Below are 16725 nucleotides of genomic sequence, written 5' to 3'. Positions count from 1 at the left end.
GGCGGTGGCAAGGGGCTAATTCAATGCCAACTGCCACTCGAAGTATTGCCAGGCAGCTACGCCGATGGTGAGCACTATTGCCATCGCAAACTGTAATTTCGCCATACGCCGCATCGCTCTCTCGAACGTTGGATCGCGCAAAATGATGCGCGCCTTGAAGACTTCGTGAGCCGGCAGGAAAACGCGGACCATCAGCTTGCGCCGAGTGGCAAAAAAACGCGTTAACGCCGCGACGCTCGAAAAGGCGCAAAAGGTAAAGGCGGCTTCGGGCATGTTGCGTGAAAACCATCCGAAACGCACGGATTCACGAGACTGCAGCTTCAGTACAATTTACTCTGCGGATAGTAGCGACGCATCACGGTCGCTCGAAGCCACACGAGCGCCACGAGATTGATAATCTTTGCCCAAATCAGCCAGGATTGCAGCACCCAAGCTTCGCGATAGTCGCTAAGGCCAAAGAACGCAAACGCCAAGGCGTACCACAGCTCAATAGCGCCGTTCCGGTACCTCGCCCAACGGAGTACGACCAAGACCGCGAAGACTAGCCAGACAGTTCCCTCGAACAAATTGAACCAATGGTAGGGAATCGCTTGGGCCGGATACCGAGCCGTCGCGTAGGTCCACCAGGTTCGCAGAAAGAGGAAATCGATCGCTGTATGCACAGTCGGTAATCTTCAATGGGGCACGACGACAGTTTCCGGCGGTCGGTCTATCCATGCGATATCTTAACTGCAGGCTCGATTCTGAGGCCTTTCCAGCCTGAATGCTCGTGAAAACATCTAGTCTGGCTCAAAAATGGCACTTCTTGACCGGCGCTGTGCCCGCGACGTACCCTTGAATTGGAGGGAACTCCCCATGAAGGTCGTCGTCGAAATACCGGCAAATGTCGAACTAGCACTGCAGCAACAATTCGGCTCAGATCTCACGCAGGCAGCCAAGGAAGCCATGGCCGTCGCCTGGTACCAGGCAGAGAAGCTCAGCATCGGGCAAGTCGCTGCATTGCTTGGAATCTCGACCTACGAGGCCGATGGCTTAATGAAGAGGCACGGTGTTGACGCGACCTATTCACAGCAAGATTTCGAGCGTGACAAAGCCACTCTCTATCGGCTGCTAGGCTCTTGATCGTCGTAGTCGCCGGCACTCTCAACCTTCTGGTCGCGGCCGCCGCACGTGGCCTTCTCGATCTACCGGCGGCGATTAGAAACCTGCGAGCCACCAATTTCCATGTGTCCGACGCGGTTGTTGTTCAGGCACTTCAGGCCGATGCCAAACGGAAGCGACCTGGCTAACCATTTCGGCTGATTTTGGTGCCTCTCCCCCACGCCTCGCAAACTTGTTCACCCCCCGCACGGCTGCTAAAATCGGCGATTCTTTCCAGCTTTCTCCTGCTTGAACTGACAAATCGCGAGGACCTTCCCTTGACCAGCAACAAGAATCTCAAAATCGCCGTCATCGGGGGCGATGGTACCGGCCCGGAAGTAGCCGGCGAAGGACTGAAGGTCCTCAACGCGGTTTCGAAGCTCGAAAATTTCAAATACGAGCTCGAGCATTATGACTTTGGCGGCGATCGCTACCTGAAGACCGGCGAGATTCTGCCCGCCGGCGCCGTCGACGAACTGCGCACTTTTGACGCCATCTACCTGGGCGCCGTGGGCCACCCCGACGTGAAGCCGGGCATCCTGGAAAAGGGCTTGCTGCTCGAACTCCGTTTCCAACTCGACCAGTACATCAACCTGCGCCCCGTGCAGTTGTTCCCCGGCGTCGAGACGCCGCTGAAGGACAAAGGGCCGAAGGATATCGATTTCGTCGTCGTGCGCGAGAATACTGAGGACATGTACTGCGGTGTGGGCGGCTTCTTGAAGAAGAACACGGCCGACGAGGTTGCTACGCAAACCGCGATCTACACACGTAAAGGGTGCGAGCGCGCCGTGCGTTGGGCCTTCGAATTCACGCGCAAGCGGAATAACCCCAAGAAGATGCTCACCCTGGTCGCCAAGACGAACGTGCTGACCTATGGCCATGACCTGTGGTGGCGCACCTTCCAGGACGTCGCCAAGGAATACCCGGACATTAAAGCCGACTACAACCACGTCGATGCTTGCTGCATGTGGATGGTGAAGAACCCTGAGTATTACGACGTGATCGTCACCACGAATATGTTCGGCGACATCATCACCGATCTCGGTGGCATTCTGCAGGGCGGGATGGGCGTAGCGGCCGGCGGCAACATCAACCCCGATCCGGGCGGCACCAGCATGTACGAGCCCATGGGCGGAAGCGCTCCGAAGTACACTGGCCTGCACGTGATCAATCCCATGGCCGCGATCAACGCCCTGGGCATGCTGCTGGAACACACCGGCCAACCGGCTGCGGCCGCACGGGTGAACAAAGCCATCCGTCACGTCACCGGCACCAAGATGAAGAGCCAGGCCGCCGGCAAGATGGGCTACAGCACACAGCAAGTCGGCGATCTGGTCGCCGAGGCGCTGTAGAAAGCGCCACCGACAGTCCGTTTGGGCAAGGAAGCCATACCGACCTGGCCCTGGGATCGCGGGAACGTCCATGCCGAAAACCGGTATCGCGATTATTCGCGCAGGAAGTACAGAGCATCATCTGAAGCTGTCACTGCGCGACGTCCATTTACTCGACGGCGCGTATTTCTTTCGCGACGGTTGGATGTACCGGCAATTGCTGGGGCTCGATTTTATTGCAGGCTTGCGCGGGCCGCCGAAGGATACCGTGCTCGTGACGCATAAGCGCAAGGCGTTGCTGGTCCACCTAGGTAACCTACTCACGGCGCTCGAATCGCAGCGTGAATTGATCTCGTATGACTACGCGTACGGTTTCGCGGACGAGAAATTCCGCCGGCACAGCGGCGGCATGACAGGCTTTCGTGTACAGGGAGGCTTCGGCCACATCTCGGTTCGTCCGTCAGGCTATTGCGATTTGACCATTGCCGACGAAGACACAAGCGGGCACGGACGAATCTTTGCCATCGTCGACATGCGCGTGCGGCATGAATGCGAGACCGAAGATCGCGGAATTCTGCGAGTCTATCGCAAGCAGGCATCCGTCGGCTGGTTCGACGAACTCGCCAAGCTCATCGCGTTCCTCAAGAAGCGAACCGTTGACACCGTCGAGGTGCTTCACTCTGCTGGTGGCTGACACGTTATGGCCGCAAGTTGTGAGCAAGAGTCGAAGTTAATAGTCGAGAGGACGCGATGAAAAACACCATGTTCGATCTATCCGGCCGCGTAGCTCTCGTCACCGGCGGCAGTAAAGGGCTGGGCAAGGCCATGGCCCGCGGATTTGCCGAGGCGGGGGCCGACGTCATCATCAGCAGTCGGCATGAGAACGAGCTGCGCGCCGCGCTCGATGAGATCGGCCAAGGCACATCCGGGCGGCACGAATACATCGTGGCCGACATGACCAGCCGAAAGGACGTGACACATTTGGCCGAGGAAGCGTTAAAACGCCTCGGCCGCGTCGATATCGTCGTCAATAACGCCGGCGGCAACACGCCGCAGCCGCTCGACAAGATCACCGACGCGGATTGGGACCGTGTCATCGAGTTGAACCTGACGAGCTGCATGGCACTGTCCCGCGCGCTCGCCCCGCAAATGAAGGAGCGCCGCTGGGGACGAATCATTCATATTTCGTCGATCATGGCCCTGGCGTCGAAGGAAGGGCGCAACGCCTACTCGGCCACCAAGGCGGCACTGATCGGCATGGCCCGCGCGAGTGCCCTCGACCTGGGTCGAGACAACATCACGGTGAACTGCATCGCACCGGGGCCGTTCCTCACGGACCTGCCAGGCAATTTGCTTTCGGCCGACGAAAAGAAAGTCTTCGCGGATCGCACCGCGCTTGGCCGCTGGGGGGACCCGCGCGAGCTGGCCGGCCCGGCGCTCCTGCTGGCCAGCGAAGCCGGCAGCTACATCACTGGCGCCGTCCTGGTCGTCGACGGCGGCAGCCTGTGCAAGACGTTTTGATGCTCTCTAACCAAGCTGGTGATGCCACGGAGAGCACAGAGTTCACCGAGGATTTCAGAATCTCGGTGTGCTCGGTGGCTTCCCGTCTTTTTAAATCTGCCACCGAGCCAAACTAGCAGAGCTCAATGCCTTCGCTCTCTGTGTCCTCGGAGAACTCTGTGGCAATTTCTCCTTCCTAAAGCGGAAGGCTGAATTAGCTGTGCATCCGCGCCAGCGGATCGCCGCGATCGATGATTTCGGCCTCGGCCGCCGCCAACTCGTCAAGTCTCGCACTCACGCGCTCGGGAATATCAAACAGCATCGCCAGGCGGACGTAGGTCGCGTGATGGCGCGCTTCGGACTCGAACAGGCTGGCATAGAATTCGGCCAGCGTGCGATCGCTGAGCCGATCCTTCAGCAGGGCGAATCGCTCGCAGGATCGCGCCTCGATCAGGCTGGCCACCAGAAATCGATCAACCGCCTTGCCCGGCTCTTGCTTGCGCACGAGATCATTGAGCTGCCGACCATAGCTCGAGGGCGTGAGCCTGCGAAATTTCAGTCCACGCGATTCGATCAAATCGAGCACCTGGCGAAAATGATCGAGCTCTTCGTTGACGATCTCCGTTAGCTCGCGCACCAGGTCGACTTTGTCGACGTAGGCGAAGATCAAGTTCATCGCCACGCCCGCCGCTTTCTTCTCGCAGTGCGCGTGGTCGAGCAGGATGTCTTCGAGGTTCTCTTCGACCGTGTCGAGCCACCACGGCGCCGTGCTGCTTTTTAGACTGAGCATGCGAGCTAGACGGCCGTTTTCTCGGGCACCGATTGCGGCGCCGCGGGCCGTTTCTTTTCCATCGCGGCCAATTGCTTCGTCCAATCCTTGGCCAGCAAATTGCAAACATAGTTCGGAAAGAATCGCTTCAGCCGCCAGAAGATCCGTCCCTGGCGCGGCAGCACGACGTACAACCGCTTATCGGCAATCGCCTGCACGGCGGCGTTGGCGACGTCGTCCGCGGTGAAGTTCGCCACCTTCATCATCTTCGAGGCCAGGTCGCGATCGATCTTTTCTAGTCGGCCATCGTTCAGCAGATTTGTCTGAAAGAACGACGGGCAGACGACTGTCACACCGATATTGTGCGGCTTCAATTCGCCGTACAACGTTTCGGAAAGCGACAGCATGCCCGCCTTCGCGACGTTGTAGCCAGCCATGCCCGGCTTGGCGGCTATCGCGGCCAGCGAGGCCGTGTTGATGATGTGGGCGCCGCGCGGATTTTGCTTCAGCCAGGGAATGAAGTAATGGCAGCCGTAGATGCCGGCATTCAGGTTAATGCCCAGGATCCAGTGCCAATCGTCGAGCGTGTATTTTCCCACCTCGCCCGACCCGGCCACGCCCGCGTTGTTGACCAGCAGGTCGAGGTTTTGCCACTCGGCTTGTACGCGGTCTCGCAGTTGCTCCCAGGCAGCCGGCCGCGCGACGTCCATGTGGTGAGTAAAGCCCTCGCCGCCGGCAGCACGGACCAGCCGCAATGTCTCTTCATTGGCCGCGTCGTTGACGTCCACCAGCGCCATGCGCCAGCCGTCCCGGGCCAGTCGCTGGGCAATTGCCCGGCCCAAACCGCTTGCCGCGCCCGTGATGATCGCGTTGCGTCGATTGTCGGATACCACCAGAATCGTCCTCGTGAGAAGAAACCGCAGGCGCGAAAGTCTGCAGGTCGATGAACTCGGCCCGGTTCTCGCGGCCACCACGCCCCGAGTTGAACGCCGCGCGCAGGATAGACCGGCACCAAGGTCGGGTCAAGCAGCGGCCTTATTCTTGGTCCGAGGACTACAAACTCTTTAGCCGGAGTCTGCGACCCCGGATTGGCACCGTAAGGTCCCGGCCTCGAAGAGGCCAGCTACAGGTGATGAGGCGCAGAATCTCAACCTTCGCAGTTCTTCTGCTTACTACGGCCCGTGAGATCGATCGAATCCATTACCGTCATTCGTACAGACCTTCCGCTTTTTTAAGCATGTGTGCGGTGAGATTTGGTTGACGAGTGGCCGAGGCAATGTTCCCCTGGAGATTACGGGAGTACAATGCCGTTCTTGTCCTATCGCGTCCGAACGATGCTGCTGTCCTCTGTCGAGGACAGGTACGTTTGTCTGGCGGCATCGATCTCTTTTGAATGGCGGCGGAAAGATGTTTCAGCACCATGCTTATTCGTGCAGGATTCGAAGCTGCCTTTGAATTTTCCAAGCCGACCGCCGTGCTGCTGATGGCGCACGTGCATCCTTCGCGGAGCCAATCGATCCGCGAGCCCGAACGATTGAGGTCACAGCCCGAGGTCGTAGTTTCTGAGTATGCCGATACCTACGGTAATCGCTGTGGTAGAGCCTCTGTTCCGGCGGGTCGCGTCGTGTTCCGTAACGACCTATTGATCGAGGACGACGGGCTGCCGGACGTCCAGATGTGGAACGCGTTTCAACACCAGGTGCAGGACCTGCCAAGCGAGGTGCTCCTATTCTTGCTCGCTAGCCGCTATTGCGAGGTCGACAGTGAACTCAAGAATATCGCCTGGTCCTTATTCGGTCACCTGCCAGCCGGCTGGCCTCTGGTGCAAGCCGTATGCGACTACGTCCATCAGCATATCCGGTTTGACTACATGCAAGCCCGCGCCAATCGAACAGCGCTCGAGGTGTTTCGCGAGCGCGTTGGAGTCTGCCGCGACTACATGCACCTCGCTATAACATTCTGCAGGTGCCTCAACATTCCTGCGCGATACTGCACAGGCTATCTCGGCGATATCGGCGTCCCCTCGTCGGCTTCTCCGATGGATTTTAGTGCCTGGTTCGAGGTTTACCTGGGCGGCACGTGGCACGCCTTTGATGCACGGAACAACATTCCGCGAATAGGACGGATCCTAATGGCACGCGGCCGCGACGCCGCAGACGTCGCCCTGACCACCACGTTCGGCGAAAACCAACTCACGTCGTTCCAGGTCTGGACAGATGAGATCGCCGCGAACTGACGTAGGCGATGGCTACGCAACTCACAGGTAGAAAGGCCTTGAGCTCGCAGCACGACTTAAGGACTGTGGCGACCGAAGGTCAATTCGCTCGATCTTGTAACGGTTTTTGCGCGGTAGGCTGAAAGGCCTGCCAAAAGTCTGCATAGGTTTCCGATCCGCGCAAGGTCGCCAGCAGGTCGTCTCTCGTCCCCTCGGCAGTGTGGTCGCCATCGCGAGCCGTGATCGTGTTCTCTCCCGCGGTGAGAGTAAGCTTCTGCAGTTCGTTGCTGCGACCGAATTTCTCGACAATCGCGCGATTCACCGCGGCCGCTGCGTAATCAATATCCCGAGCCATGCTTGATTCCTTGGAAGAATCCATTTCAATGCCTGCCCGTCGAACGTGACGGACCAAAGGCGGAACGACAAGAGCGTGTTCCGCAGGGTCGACAAGCTATCTCGCGTGGCGAGTTGCTGTGAGAATCAAGGACGCGCCCGAACTAAATCGAGCACAATGCCCTCGTGTTACTCCAAGTGTCGACAGCCCAGTATACCAGCCTGGATTCGGGCGGAGGATGGGTCGGGCGAAATCCGGCTCATTTTTGCAGGTTATGCACTGCATGCATGGCGTATTCGCCGTTGACGAGGCCAAATACGTCGGCCGGGGACGATCCGCCGGGCGGATGTCGCGTCAATCGATGACTTCCAACTCGGCCCAGTAGAGCGGGTGGTCGCTTGCGCCTTGATCCTGGCAACCGGCCGCCACGGTGCGTAGCCCCCGCGTGAGGATCCAGTCGATCCGCCGCTCCGGCGGTTCTGACATCCCGGCGGCGACGGCGTCGACGACCCCCGGCATGACCAGCAACTGTTGAAGCTGGTCATCGTCCGGCAGCGTATTCATGTCCCCCATCAAGATCGCCGGCGGGTCAAGCGCCAGAAATAGCTCTCCCACGGTGCGCAACTGCTCCTGCCGGCGCAGCGCGTCGCGGCTGTCGAGGTGCGTGAGCAGTACGTGTACGGTCTGGCTGCCGACTTGAATCGTTGAGAAGACCACGTTGCGATGCGTATGAGCCCCCGCGCGCGGCAGTGGGATCCGCTGCCAGGCAGAAACCGGCAGCCGGCATAGCAGGCCGTTGCCGAACGATCCGTCCCACCAGCGGGCTTCGGTCGGCGCGAAAAGATAAGGAACGCCCAGCAACGCACTCAATTGCTGGCATTGATCCGTTTGCCACCAGAGCTTCGGACCCAGCACCTCGTTCATCCCGACAAGGTCCAAGTCGCGTACACAATCAGCGGTGCGCGTCAGGTCGCGCACTTTATCCGGACCGCGACCGCCGTGAATATTGAAAAGCCCGACACGAAAGCGAGGGCCCGTCGCGGGCGTGGCCATCGCTGAGCCGGAAAACGTCGCTCCCGCGTCCGGACCGGTCGACGTACGAATGTTGCTGGCCCACAGAGCCACGCCGACCATCAGGCCGCCGATGCACAGCCAGCGAAGTCGCCATCTGGTTTTACGGTCCGTCGTGGTCGGCGGCGCAATAGCCGTTAGGTCGGTGGGCTGGTCTCGTCGGCGCCGAGCAACGTCGCTGATGGTTTCTGGCATAGTCCTTTTGCCTCGTGGCGGGTGCTTGCTCGCGCGACAGACCACGGGATATCCGCCCCGCGCGGCGAGCGTCAAGGGCAAACGAGAATTTCGGCGCAAATACATTTCGGCGAATCAATCACGATCTACTTGCTAGCAGAGAGGATGTACGGAGCTCTCGGTTTGACCGCAGCGCTCACGAGGAACCGTCGACGCGAAATCGCGCAGCTTGCTCATCTCACCGGGGACGCGTCCGGTACGCAGAACTGATATGGCCCCATATCACTCGATCCGGTACACCGATCCCCCACAAGCGCGACCGCGACGGGTTTCGGCCGCGCACGATTTGAAGGATGCGCGCCAGGACGGCGCGAACCCCATCCGGATTCGGGTCCGGATGTTATCAGGCAGATTCCGGACAGGCCTTCAACCGCATGGCCGGCCTGCGAAACGTCAGGGGCGGAACGACGAAATGCTCTCAAGGATGCGAGCAACCTGGCGATCATTCCTTACGGATGCTGCAACGCCGGATTTTGCCAATCGGTTGGCCGGCAGTGCTCCCGATCGCGCCCGCCCGCAACGAGCCACGGCGTTGTTGCTGCTGGTTCTTCTGGCCGCGTTCGTGCCGCGAGCGATCATGGCGTGGCGCGTCGACACCGTCTGTGCTGACGGCGTTATTTATTTCCAATTGGCCGGCGAGCTCGAGCAAGGCCGCGCCGATCCCGACGACGTCAGCCATCTACAGTCCGGGACGTTTCCGCTCGCGCTGGCCACGTTGCATCGCTGGGGTCTCGATTGGGAAAGCGCGGCGAAATTCTACGGCGTGCTGGCCGCAACGCTCGCCGTGTTGCCTTTATTCGGATGGGTGCGACGACAGTTCGACAATCGTGTCGCCGTGCTGGCCTGTTTGCTTTATGACTCGCACCCAAAACTGATCGAATGGAGCCCCGAGGCGGTCCGCGAGCCGTCGTTCTGGCTCTTCTTCTTGCTCTCGATCTATTTCCTGTGGCGCGCGGCAGTCGAAGTCGATTGGCGACTGTTCATCGCCGGTGGCGCAGCCACGGCCATCACCTGCCTGACACGCTTCGAAGGATGGTTTCTCCTGGCGCCGCTCTGTGGATGGGCGGTCGTGCGGCTCTGGTACTTGCACACCAACCGCTTACGCCTCGTCACCGGCTGGGCGTGCAGCCTGGCGGTTATCCCGGTCGTATTTCTCGCCGTTGGTCAGCTCTTTCCAGGCGGCAATGACTGGAATCACTTGCGTCTCGATCCGGTTCGTCGCGCTAGCGCCTGGATCATGTCGTGGCGAGCCCCGAAGAACGAGCCAGGCGCACCAGTCGCCGCTCCGGTGACGGCCGCCGAAATCACCGATCCGCATGCCGCGGATTGGACCGCCGCTCAGGCCGCGGCAACCATGCTCAACGTCTGCGAACGCGGCTTCACGCCGCTGTTTGCGATTTTGATGTTCGGCGGCTATTTCGCCCACCTGCGGCTGTTTCACCGCAGCGACAACTTGCCACTGCTGCTGCTGGTGTTGGCGGTCGCTGCCGCCGTGTGGATTCATCTCTGGTTTTCGCATCAGGCCAGCAGCCGGTATGTGCTGACCATTGTCCTGATTTCAACCCGCAGCGCCGCATTGGGCCTACTCGACTTCGGACGTCTGGCCGAATCGTGGTTATCACGGCGCTGGCCCACCGTGCGGCTCACCGCGACCACGGCATTACTGGCCGCCGTGGCGCTCGTCGGGACAGTCGACGCCGTGACGAGCGATTTCAAGAGCCGCGAAGCGCTGGCCGACCTGGGCAAATGGATTCATGACCAATACGGGGCGTCTTCGCTCGTCGTCGGCTCGGAAAGTCAATTGGCGCTCGTCGGTTTCTATGCCGAAGGGGAAGCGTTCCCTTTTCCGCCGCAATTGGCCGGCGCGGCGCTGGCCAGTTGGCTCGACGAGGTCGACCCGGACGTGGTCGTCATTTCGAAGCGCCGTCAAATGCCGGAGCAGTACGAGCCCATCCTGGCACAACGCGAACGGCTCGGCCTGGAATTAATACCCGCCGAGCGGATTCCCTGCCCGACGAAAAACATGCTGGTGCTGGCGCGCGAGCGTCGCACAGTGGATCTGACACGGCGGACTTCCAGTATTCGCATCCCGGGCCCTTGAACCGAATCCAAACGCCCCACGCGGCGACCCTACGAACATCGCATCGCGATTTAATTCTATGGACCTGTCCCTCCTTGCCGACAACACCGTAAAGCTGGCGCTTGCCGCGGCCGTGGTCGCGTCGCTGGTCTTGTCTCCGGCGGCTAGGGCACTCGCGCGACGCTGGGGCGTGCTCGACAATCCCGACGGTGCCCGCAAGCACCATGGTCGCCCCGTGCCGCTGTGGGGCGGCGTGGCGGTTTACCTGGCGCTCGTCGTCGGGCTACTGGTCGTCCGGTTCGCAGGAACCGGAAGTAGCGAATTCGACCAATTGTCGACCACTGTCATCCTCGCCTGTGGGCTGGTGTGCCTGGTCGGTTGCGTTGACGACAGTCGAGATCTGAATGCTCGGTTCAAGCTACTGTTGCAGATCCTGTCGGTGATTCCGGTCGTGCTCGCGGGCTATTACTTTGACCGCGTCGTGGCCTTCGGTTATCCGATCGAGCTTGGCTGGCTCGGCATCCCCCTGACCGTGCTGTGGCTCGTCGGTTGTATCAACTCGTTGAACCTGCTCGACGGTCTGGATGGCCTGGCCTCGGTCGTCGGCGTCTCGGCTTCGCTGATCATGGCCGTGATCGCGGTCAACACGGGGCATCCGCAAGTCGGCATCGTGGCGCTGATCCTGGCCGCGTCCCTGGGCGGATTTCTGTTCTACAACCTGCCCCCGGCGAGCATATTTCTGGGCGATTCGGGCAGTATGGTGATCGGCCTGTTGGTCGGCATGATCAGCATTCAAGGCGCGCTGAAGACCAGCGCCACCTTGTCGATTGCCGTGCCTGCCGTCGTAATGAGCGTGCCGATGCTCGATACCGTGTTTGCCATCGTGCGACGCAAGCTATCGGGTCAGCCGTTCGATGCGGCCGATCGTGGACATATTCATCATCGCCTGCTCGAGCGAGGGCTGACGAACTGGCAGGCCCTGTGCATCATCGGCGCGCTCTGCCTGACAACCGGCGCTGCTGCCACCGCGGCCACGCTACTGAGCTTCGAATGGGTCGGCTGGATCACGGCCATCGCACTGGTCGTGGTACTAATCCGCACGCGTGCCTTCGGCCATCACGAAGTGGCGCTGGCCAAACAGCAAGTCACGGCGGCCTTCCGACGCTATCAGGGGGGCGCAGTAGCACAAACTCCCGCGGTCGCCGCGGCGGAAACGCCTCCGACCTGGAACGAAACCTGGACCGCCTTACTCGAAGAAGTTGGTACACGTGCCGTCGGCGGCTTTGAGCTGTTGCTGGCAAACCGGACGTCGCAACTTCGCTACTCCTGGCGCAAGTCGGGGCCTCAGGCGCCGGCTCGCATCACATCCAGCCCCCTGGTTGTGAAGTTTACGCACTCCAGCGGCGTTTTCTGCCAAATGCACCTGCTCGACGTCGAGGCGACCGTCGATCAAACGGACATTCTGCCGCGCGTTAAGACATTGCTCGAAGCAATGGTCACCGCCTGGCAGTTCTCGGGGGACACGCAACCTCCGGCGACATTGCGCGTCGAATTTCACCATGTGGCGGTCGAACTTCCACGCAAAGCCGCCTAAGAATTGTGACGGAATGATTGCATGCAGGTTTCCGTCACGCCTCGAATGCATTTTCCCAGGGATACGGGCTCAGCCGATGGCTGGCGAAGTCTCGAACCGGGCCACGGCTGGCCACGGTTAGCGCCAGGCGAGATTTGGCGGCATCGCGAATTGCTCGGCTTCTTCATCTGGCGCGACGTCACTGTCCGCTACAAGCAGACGCTGCTGGGCGTGGGCTGGGCATTGGTGCAACCCCTGGCCACCTTCGCGGTCTTCAGCATCGTCTTCGGCCGACTGGCCCATCTCGCCTCGGACGGCGTTCCCTATCCGGCGTTCTGCCTGGCGGGTCTGCTCCCCTGGATGCTCTTTGCCAGCGGCGTAACGACCGCCGCGAATTCGCTCGTGGGAAATGTAAACCTGCTTACCAAGGTTTACTTCCCGCGCCTCCTGCTCCCCCTGTCGAACGTGATCGGCGCGCTCGTCGATTTCAGTGTCTCGCTGGCGGTTGCGCTTGCGGTGTTTTGCTGTTATGGCATCACACCCAGTATGCGGCTGGTGCTCTTACCGCTTCCCCTGCTGTTAGTGCTAACGACCGCCGCGGGAACGGGGTTCTGGCTGGCGGCGCTAAATGCCCGCTACCGCGATGTACGGCATGCACTCCCCTTTCTCGTGCAGCTGTGGATGTACGGCACGCCTATTGTCTATTCGCTGGCAATCGTGCCAGCGCCATGGCGAGTTGCCGCGGCGATCAATCCGCTGGTAACCGCGGTGGAAGCATTTCGCCAAATATTGCTTGGCACCGCGGGACCGCCGCTATCGCTGATTGCAGTTTCAACGTGTTCCGCCGTGGCTCTGCTGCTGAGCGGTATGGCCATCTTTCGCCTCGCCGAACGTTCGGTGGCCGATACGATCTGATTCGACTGCTCTGTAATTCATGCACGACGCCGTTCTAAAAATCGAACAGCTTGGCAAGCGATATCGCTACGCGCCCGGCGCGCGGCGACATGCAACATTGCGCGATCGGTTGGGCCACACCACCACCGCGGCGCTTCGCCGCATTACGGGGCAAACAGCGAGTGCCGAGAAGGCCGACGTGCCGGATGGCTACTGGGCGCTGCGCGATATTTCGGTCAATGTTGCCGCCGGCGAAGTGTTCGGGCTGGTGGGGCACAATGGCTCGGGCAAAAGCACGCTGCTGAAAATCCTGGCCCGCATTACTGGCCCCTCCTCCGGGCGGGCCCTGGTGCGTGGACGCGTCGGAGCGCTGTTGGAAATAGGCACCGGCTTCCATATGGAGCTGAATGGCCGGGAGAACGTCTATCTCAGCGGCGCCATTCTCGGCATGCGGCGGGCCGATATCCGGGCCAAATTCGATGCGATCGTCGCGATGGCGGGCGTCGCGCCCTTCCTCGAACTCCCGGTCAAACGTTATTCCAGTGGCATGTACCTGCGGCTGGCCTTCGCCGTGGCGGCCCACCTGGACAGCGAAATCTTGCTGCTCGACGAGGTGCTGGCAGTCGGCGATGCGGCGTTTCAGCAAGCTTGTCGGGAAAAGATTCTCGAACTGGCTCGCTCAGGCCGCACGATCATCATGGTCTCGCACGACTGGGACCTGGTCCGCACGATTTGCGATCGGGCGATGCTGCTTGAACGCGGACAGATGATGTCGGTAGGGCGCGTGGGCGAGGTCCTGTCCCGGGCCGCCGCCTGACGACCAGCCATCCGCCACCCTGCTCGCCAGGCGCTATCATGCCAGCACCGACCGGCAAACAATCAAGCGGCGGTATCCATTCACTATCGTTCAGGTGGTCGCGCGCAGGCGTCCCGGTGCAGAAATGTTTTGCCGGCCACCCGACGTTGACCCGTTTGCCACAACCGGATACCGTACGCCCCCCTGCGTGGCTTGCGCCGTTACATTCGTCGCGCCGATCGGGGGGCGCTATGCTCCAAGAAAACAATCCATGTCCGTGCTTTCCCAGCTCGACACCACTGTCAGGGAGCCGCGTGCCGCGCGGCACTTGTACCGGACCCCGGGCGCAGCCGTGATGCCGAAGACCTTCGATCTCGATATCGGCGTCATCTATTCGGGCGAGCGCCATTTCATGAATCCGCTGGCCAGTTCGCTGGCCGGCTCGGCCGACGTAATCTCGCCGCGATTGATTCTGGTCGATAACGTTTCCGCCGATGGCGTGGCCGCTTGGACTTCGGCCTTTGCCCATACCAAGGTCGTGAAGAACGATCGCCCGCTGGGTTACGCACAGAATCTGAATCGCATCCTATCGGTGAGCGACGCGCGATACACGCTGCTGCTAAACACCGACATGTATTTCGACGTCGGGGATCAGTGCCTGGCCAAGATGGTCGCCTTCATGGACGACCATCCTCGCTGCGGCCTCAGCATCTGTCAGGTTTATCGGCCCGACGGCAGCTACGGTTATCCGGCGCGCCGCTTCCCGACCGTTCGCACGATCGCTGCGCGTCGCCTGGGCTTGCAGCGGCTGCTGGCCGGCCCGCTGCGCGAGCATCTGTACGAGGATCGTCCGATCACGGACAGCTATCCTTGCGATTGGGTCAGCGGTTGTTTCATGCTCGTACGGCGCGAGGCGGCACAGGATGTTGGCCGGTTCGACGAGCGGTACGTGAAGTATTTCGAAGACGTCGACATGTGCTTGCGAATGGCCCGCGCAGGCTGGCAAGTCATGTTCAACGGCGCCACCCGCTGTTTTCACCACGAGCAGCGCGCCAGCCGGCACGCGTTTTCGCGCGATGCCTGGCGTCACGGTCGCGCTTATTTGCGATGGTTATTGAAATGGGGGCTCACAACCCCATCCTCCGGCGAATTGGGGGCGGTCACCGCCTGGTCGGCGCAGCGTGGAAAGCGGGTTGATCCCGCGCAGGCGGCCACGGCCCGACCACACACCGGCGTCGCAACAGAACGGGCGCCGGAAACTGTGTCGGCCCCCCCTCGGCCACGTTCCTAGCGGACGCCCTCTCGCGCCTCTCCGGCAGCCGATCACCCCTGACTTGTACCGGGGCGTCCGTCAGACATACTTACCGTTGTCGCGTGGGCGCGCCGTCGAATGACGGCCAAGTTCTTTGGCCGACGAACGATTGGCCGTGGCGTGCGTCGGCTTCACAGATTTTATTGCGGGGTTCATCATGGCCTTTCGCCGAGTCATATTGCCTCTGCTCGCAGCGCTGCTGTTTGCTGGATCCGCGCACGCCGTCGAACCGGCGCCATGGGCGCGCAGTCATCTGGAAGAGCTGGTGCGTTTCTACCGGCAATTGCACCAGGCGCCGGAATTATCCTTTCACGAACAGCAAACGGCCGAGACCATGGCCGAGGCCTTGCGCGCGGCGGGGGCCAAGGTGACAACCGGCATCGGCGGATTCGGCGTCGTGGGCATTATGGAAAACGGGACCGGACCACGGCTGATGATCCGCGCCGACATGGACGCGCTGCCCGTCGTCGAAAACACGCAACTGGCGTACGCCTCGACCAAGAAGGTGAAGGATGACAGTGGCAATGAGGTTGGCGTAATGCACGCCTGCGGCCATGACATTCACATGACCAGTTTGATCGGCGTGGCGCAATATTTGGCGGCCAACCGCGATCGCTGGAGTGGCACCATCATGTTCCTTTGCCAGCCGGCCGAGGAGCGTGGCTCGGGCGCCGGCCGCATGATCAAGGATGGATGCTTCGATCGCTTTTTCAAGCCTGACTATTCGCTGGCCTTGCATGTCGACGCAAATCTGCCGGCCGGCGCCGTCGGTTATCACTCAGGCTATACGCTGGCCAACGTCGACAGCGTTGATGTCACGATGCGCGGTCGCGCCGGGCATGGCGCATATCCGCATGTCACGATCGATCCGATCGTCCAGGCGGCACACCTCATTCTAGACCTGCAAACGATCGTCAGTCGCGAAGTGAAGCCTACGGAACCGGCCGTGATCACCGTCGGTTCGGTTCACGGCGGTGCAAAGCACAACGTGATTGGCGATAGTTGCCACTTGCAAATCACGGTGCGTAGCTTCAGCGATGAAGTACGCAAGCAACTGCTGGCCGCGATTCGACGCAAGGCGCTGGCCGCGGCCAGTAGTGCCGGCGCGCCCGAGCCCACAATCGCCGTCTCCGAGGGAACGCCGGCCATGTACAACGAGCCGCAACTGGTCGAACGCATTGTGCCGGTGCTCAAACGCGTGCTGGGCGAGGACAAGGTCGTGCCGTCCGAAGCTTCGATGGGGGGCGAGGATTACAGCGAGTACGGTCGCGTCGGCGTGCCGATCTTCATGTTCCAGCTCGGTTCGGTCGATGCGAAGCGGCTGGCCGGGCTGAAGCGTGTCGAGCAGGCCCCGCCGTCGCTGCACTCTCCCTTGTACTATCCCGATGCTGACGAGACGCTGATCACAGGCGTCACGGCCATGGCATCGGCGGCAATTGATTTGCTCCCCGCAAAGAAGTGAATCTGATGCAAGCC

Annotated in this window: 17 protein-coding genes; 11 read left to right on the top strand and 6 right to left on the bottom strand. The window is 60.9% G+C overall.

Going from position 1 to position 16725, the window contains the following annotated elements; all coding sequences use genetic code 11:
* Positions 1 to 15: 15 nt before the first annotated feature.
* Both VGN12_17195 and VGN12_17190 read right to left on the bottom strand, forming a co-directional pair.
* Entirely contained in the window at positions 16 to 273 is a 258-nt protein-coding gene (locus tag VGN12_17195) for a hypothetical protein (GenBank protein ID HEY4311189.1), read from the bottom strand.
* 47 nt (positions 274 to 320) lie between these two features.
* A complete protein-coding gene (locus VGN12_17190; protein HEY4311188.1) occupies positions 321 to 662 on the bottom strand; it encodes a hypothetical protein in 342 nt (113 codons plus the stop codon).
* A 193-nt stretch (positions 663 to 855) separates the two neighbouring features.
* Here VGN12_17190 and VGN12_17185 point away from each other — a divergent pair, with 193 nt between their 5' ends.
* The 4 genes from VGN12_17185 (at position 856) to VGN12_17170 (ending at position 3992) form a co-directional block, all read left to right on the top strand.
* Positions 856 to 1122: a UPF0175 family protein gene (locus VGN12_17185; GenBank protein ID HEY4311187.1), complete on the top strand. Its 267-nt coding sequence runs from the start codon at positions 856 to 858 to the stop codon at positions 1120 to 1122.
* 296 nt (positions 1123 to 1418) lie between these two features.
* A complete protein-coding gene (locus tag VGN12_17180) occupies positions 1419 to 2492 on the top strand; it encodes a 3-isopropylmalate dehydrogenase (GenBank protein ID HEY4311186.1) in 1074 nt (357 codons plus the stop codon).
* A 70-nt stretch (positions 2493 to 2562) separates the two neighbouring features.
* Positions 2563 to 3165 (top strand): hypothetical protein, encoded by a 603-nt coding sequence (locus VGN12_17175; GenBank protein ID HEY4311185.1) that lies wholly within the window; start codon positions 2563 to 2565, stop codon positions 3163 to 3165.
* A 56-nt stretch (positions 3166 to 3221) separates the two neighbouring features.
* A complete protein-coding gene (locus VGN12_17170) occupies positions 3222 to 3992 on the top strand; it encodes an SDR family NAD(P)-dependent oxidoreductase (GenBank protein HEY4311184.1) in 771 nt (256 codons plus the stop codon).
* Positions 3993 to 4185: 193 nt separating this feature from the next.
* Here the strand turns inward: VGN12_17170 and VGN12_17165 are convergent, their stop codons facing one another.
* Together VGN12_17165 and VGN12_17160 are read right to left on the bottom strand one after the other, a co-directional pair.
* Positions 4186 to 4761 (bottom strand): tRNA-(ms[2]io[6]A)-hydroxylase, encoded by a 576-nt coding sequence (locus tag VGN12_17165; GenBank protein ID HEY4311183.1) that lies wholly within the window; start codon positions 4759 to 4761, stop codon positions 4186 to 4188.
* A 5-nt stretch (positions 4762 to 4766) separates the two neighbouring features.
* Positions 4767 to 5633 (bottom strand): SDR family NAD(P)-dependent oxidoreductase, encoded by an 867-nt coding sequence (locus VGN12_17160; GenBank protein HEY4311182.1) that lies wholly within the window; start codon positions 5631 to 5633, stop codon positions 4767 to 4769.
* A gap of 527 nt (positions 5634 to 6160) precedes the next feature.
* On the opposite strand from VGN12_17160, the gene VGN12_17155 reads away from it, so the two are divergent.
* Positions 6161 to 6976 carry a transglutaminase family protein gene (locus tag VGN12_17155; GenBank protein HEY4311181.1) on the top strand — a complete coding sequence of 272 codons (816 nt, stop codon included), beginning with the start codon at positions 6161 to 6163 and terminating at the stop codon, positions 6974 to 6976.
* Positions 6977 to 7055: 79 nt separating this feature from the next.
* On the opposite strand, the gene VGN12_17150 is transcribed toward VGN12_17155, so the two are convergent.
* Together VGN12_17150 and VGN12_17145 are read right to left on the bottom strand one after the other, a co-directional pair.
* Positions 7056 to 7310 carry a hypothetical protein gene (locus tag VGN12_17150; GenBank protein HEY4311180.1) on the bottom strand — a complete coding sequence of 85 codons (255 nt, stop codon included), beginning with the start codon at positions 7308 to 7310 and terminating at the stop codon, positions 7056 to 7058.
* 333 nt (positions 7311 to 7643) lie between these two features.
* Entirely contained in the window at positions 7644 to 8555 is a 912-nt protein-coding gene (locus tag VGN12_17145; GenBank protein ID HEY4311179.1) for an endonuclease/exonuclease/phosphatase family protein, read from the bottom strand.
* 451 nt (positions 8556 to 9006) lie between these two features.
* Here VGN12_17145 and VGN12_17140 point away from each other — a divergent pair, with 451 nt between their 5' ends.
* From VGN12_17140 to VGN12_17115, 6 genes are all read left to right on the top strand, one after another.
* Positions 9007 to 10695 (top strand): glycosyltransferase family 39 protein, encoded by a 1689-nt coding sequence (locus tag VGN12_17140; protein ID HEY4311178.1) that lies wholly within the window; start codon positions 9007 to 9009, stop codon positions 10693 to 10695.
* Positions 10696 to 10753: 58 nt separating this feature from the next.
* A complete protein-coding gene (locus VGN12_17135; protein HEY4311177.1) occupies positions 10754 to 12268 on the top strand; it encodes an MraY family glycosyltransferase in 1515 nt (504 codons plus the stop codon).
* 21 nt (positions 12269 to 12289) lie between these two features.
* Positions 12290 to 13162: an ABC transporter permease gene (locus VGN12_17130; GenBank protein HEY4311176.1), complete on the top strand. Its 873-nt coding sequence runs from the start codon at positions 12290 to 12292 to the stop codon at positions 13160 to 13162.
* A gap of 19 nt (positions 13163 to 13181) precedes the next feature.
* Positions 13182 to 13958, top strand: a complete 777-nt coding sequence (locus VGN12_17125; GenBank protein HEY4311175.1) for an ABC transporter ATP-binding protein — start codon at positions 13182 to 13184, stop codon at positions 13956 to 13958.
* A 250-nt stretch (positions 13959 to 14208) separates the two neighbouring features.
* Complete coding sequence (locus VGN12_17120) at positions 14209 to 15228, top strand: glycosyltransferase family 2 protein (GenBank protein HEY4311174.1); 1020 nt, start codon at positions 14209 to 14211, stop codon at positions 15226 to 15228.
* Between the two features lie 178 nt (positions 15229 to 15406).
* Positions 15407 to 16711 (top strand): amidohydrolase, encoded by a 1305-nt coding sequence (locus VGN12_17115; GenBank protein ID HEY4311173.1) that lies wholly within the window; start codon positions 15407 to 15409, stop codon positions 16709 to 16711.
* Positions 16712 to 16725 lie beyond the last annotated feature (14 nt).

The organism is Pirellulales bacterium (assembly GCA_036499395.1).
Lineage (GTDB): Bacteria > Planctomycetota > Planctomycetia > Pirellulales > JACPPG01 > JACPPG01.
Note: the sequence above shows the minus strand (reverse complement) of the source record. Positions and strands in the feature narration are given on the sequence as shown.

Bases quoted from the DNA above. Each gene is read 5' to 3' on its own strand.
- VGN12_17195 (HEY4311189.1), bottom strand. From the start codon at position 273: ATGCCCGAAGCCGCCTTTACCTTTTGCGCCTTTTCGAGCGTCGCGGCG.
- VGN12_17185 (HEY4311187.1), top strand. From the start codon at position 856: ATGAAGGTCGTCGTCGAAATACCGGCAAATGTCGAACTAGCACTGCAG.
- VGN12_17175 (HEY4311185.1), top strand. From the start codon at position 2,563: ATGCCGAAAACCGGTATCGCGATTATTCGCGCAGGAAGTACAGAGCAT.
- VGN12_17170 (HEY4311184.1), top strand. From the start codon at position 3,222: ATGAAAAACACCATGTTCGATCTATCCGGCCGCGTAGCTCTCGTCACC.
- VGN12_17165 (HEY4311183.1), bottom strand. From the start codon at position 4,761: ATGCTCAGTCTAAAAAGCAGCACGGCGCCGTGGTGGCTCGACACGGTC.
- VGN12_17155 (HEY4311181.1), top strand. From the start codon at position 6,161: ATGCTTATTCGTGCAGGATTCGAAGCTGCCTTTGAATTTTCCAAGCCG.
- VGN12_17150 (HEY4311180.1), bottom strand. From the start codon at position 7,310: ATGGCTCGGGATATTGATTACGCAGCGGCCGCGGTGAATCGCGCGATT.
- VGN12_17145 (HEY4311179.1), bottom strand. From the start codon at position 8,555: ATGCCAGAAACCATCAGCGACGTTGCTCGGCGCCGACGAGACCAGCCC.
- VGN12_17140 (HEY4311178.1), top strand. From the start codon at position 9,007: ATGCTCTCAAGGATGCGAGCAACCTGGCGATCATTCCTTACGGATGCT.
- VGN12_17135 (HEY4311177.1), top strand. From the start codon at position 10,754: ATGGACCTGTCCCTCCTTGCCGACAACACCGTAAAGCTGGCGCTTGCC.
- VGN12_17130 (HEY4311176.1), top strand. From the start codon at position 12,290: ATGCAGGTTTCCGTCACGCCTCGAATGCATTTTCCCAGGGATACGGGC.
- VGN12_17125 (HEY4311175.1), top strand. From the start codon at position 13,182: ATGCACGACGCCGTTCTAAAAATCGAACAGCTTGGCAAGCGATATCGC.
- VGN12_17120 (HEY4311174.1), top strand. From the start codon at position 14,209: ATGTCCGTGCTTTCCCAGCTCGACACCACTGTCAGGGAGCCGCGTGCC.
- VGN12_17115 (HEY4311173.1), top strand. From the start codon at position 15,407: ATGGCCTTTCGCCGAGTCATATTGCCTCTGCTCGCAGCGCTGCTGTTT.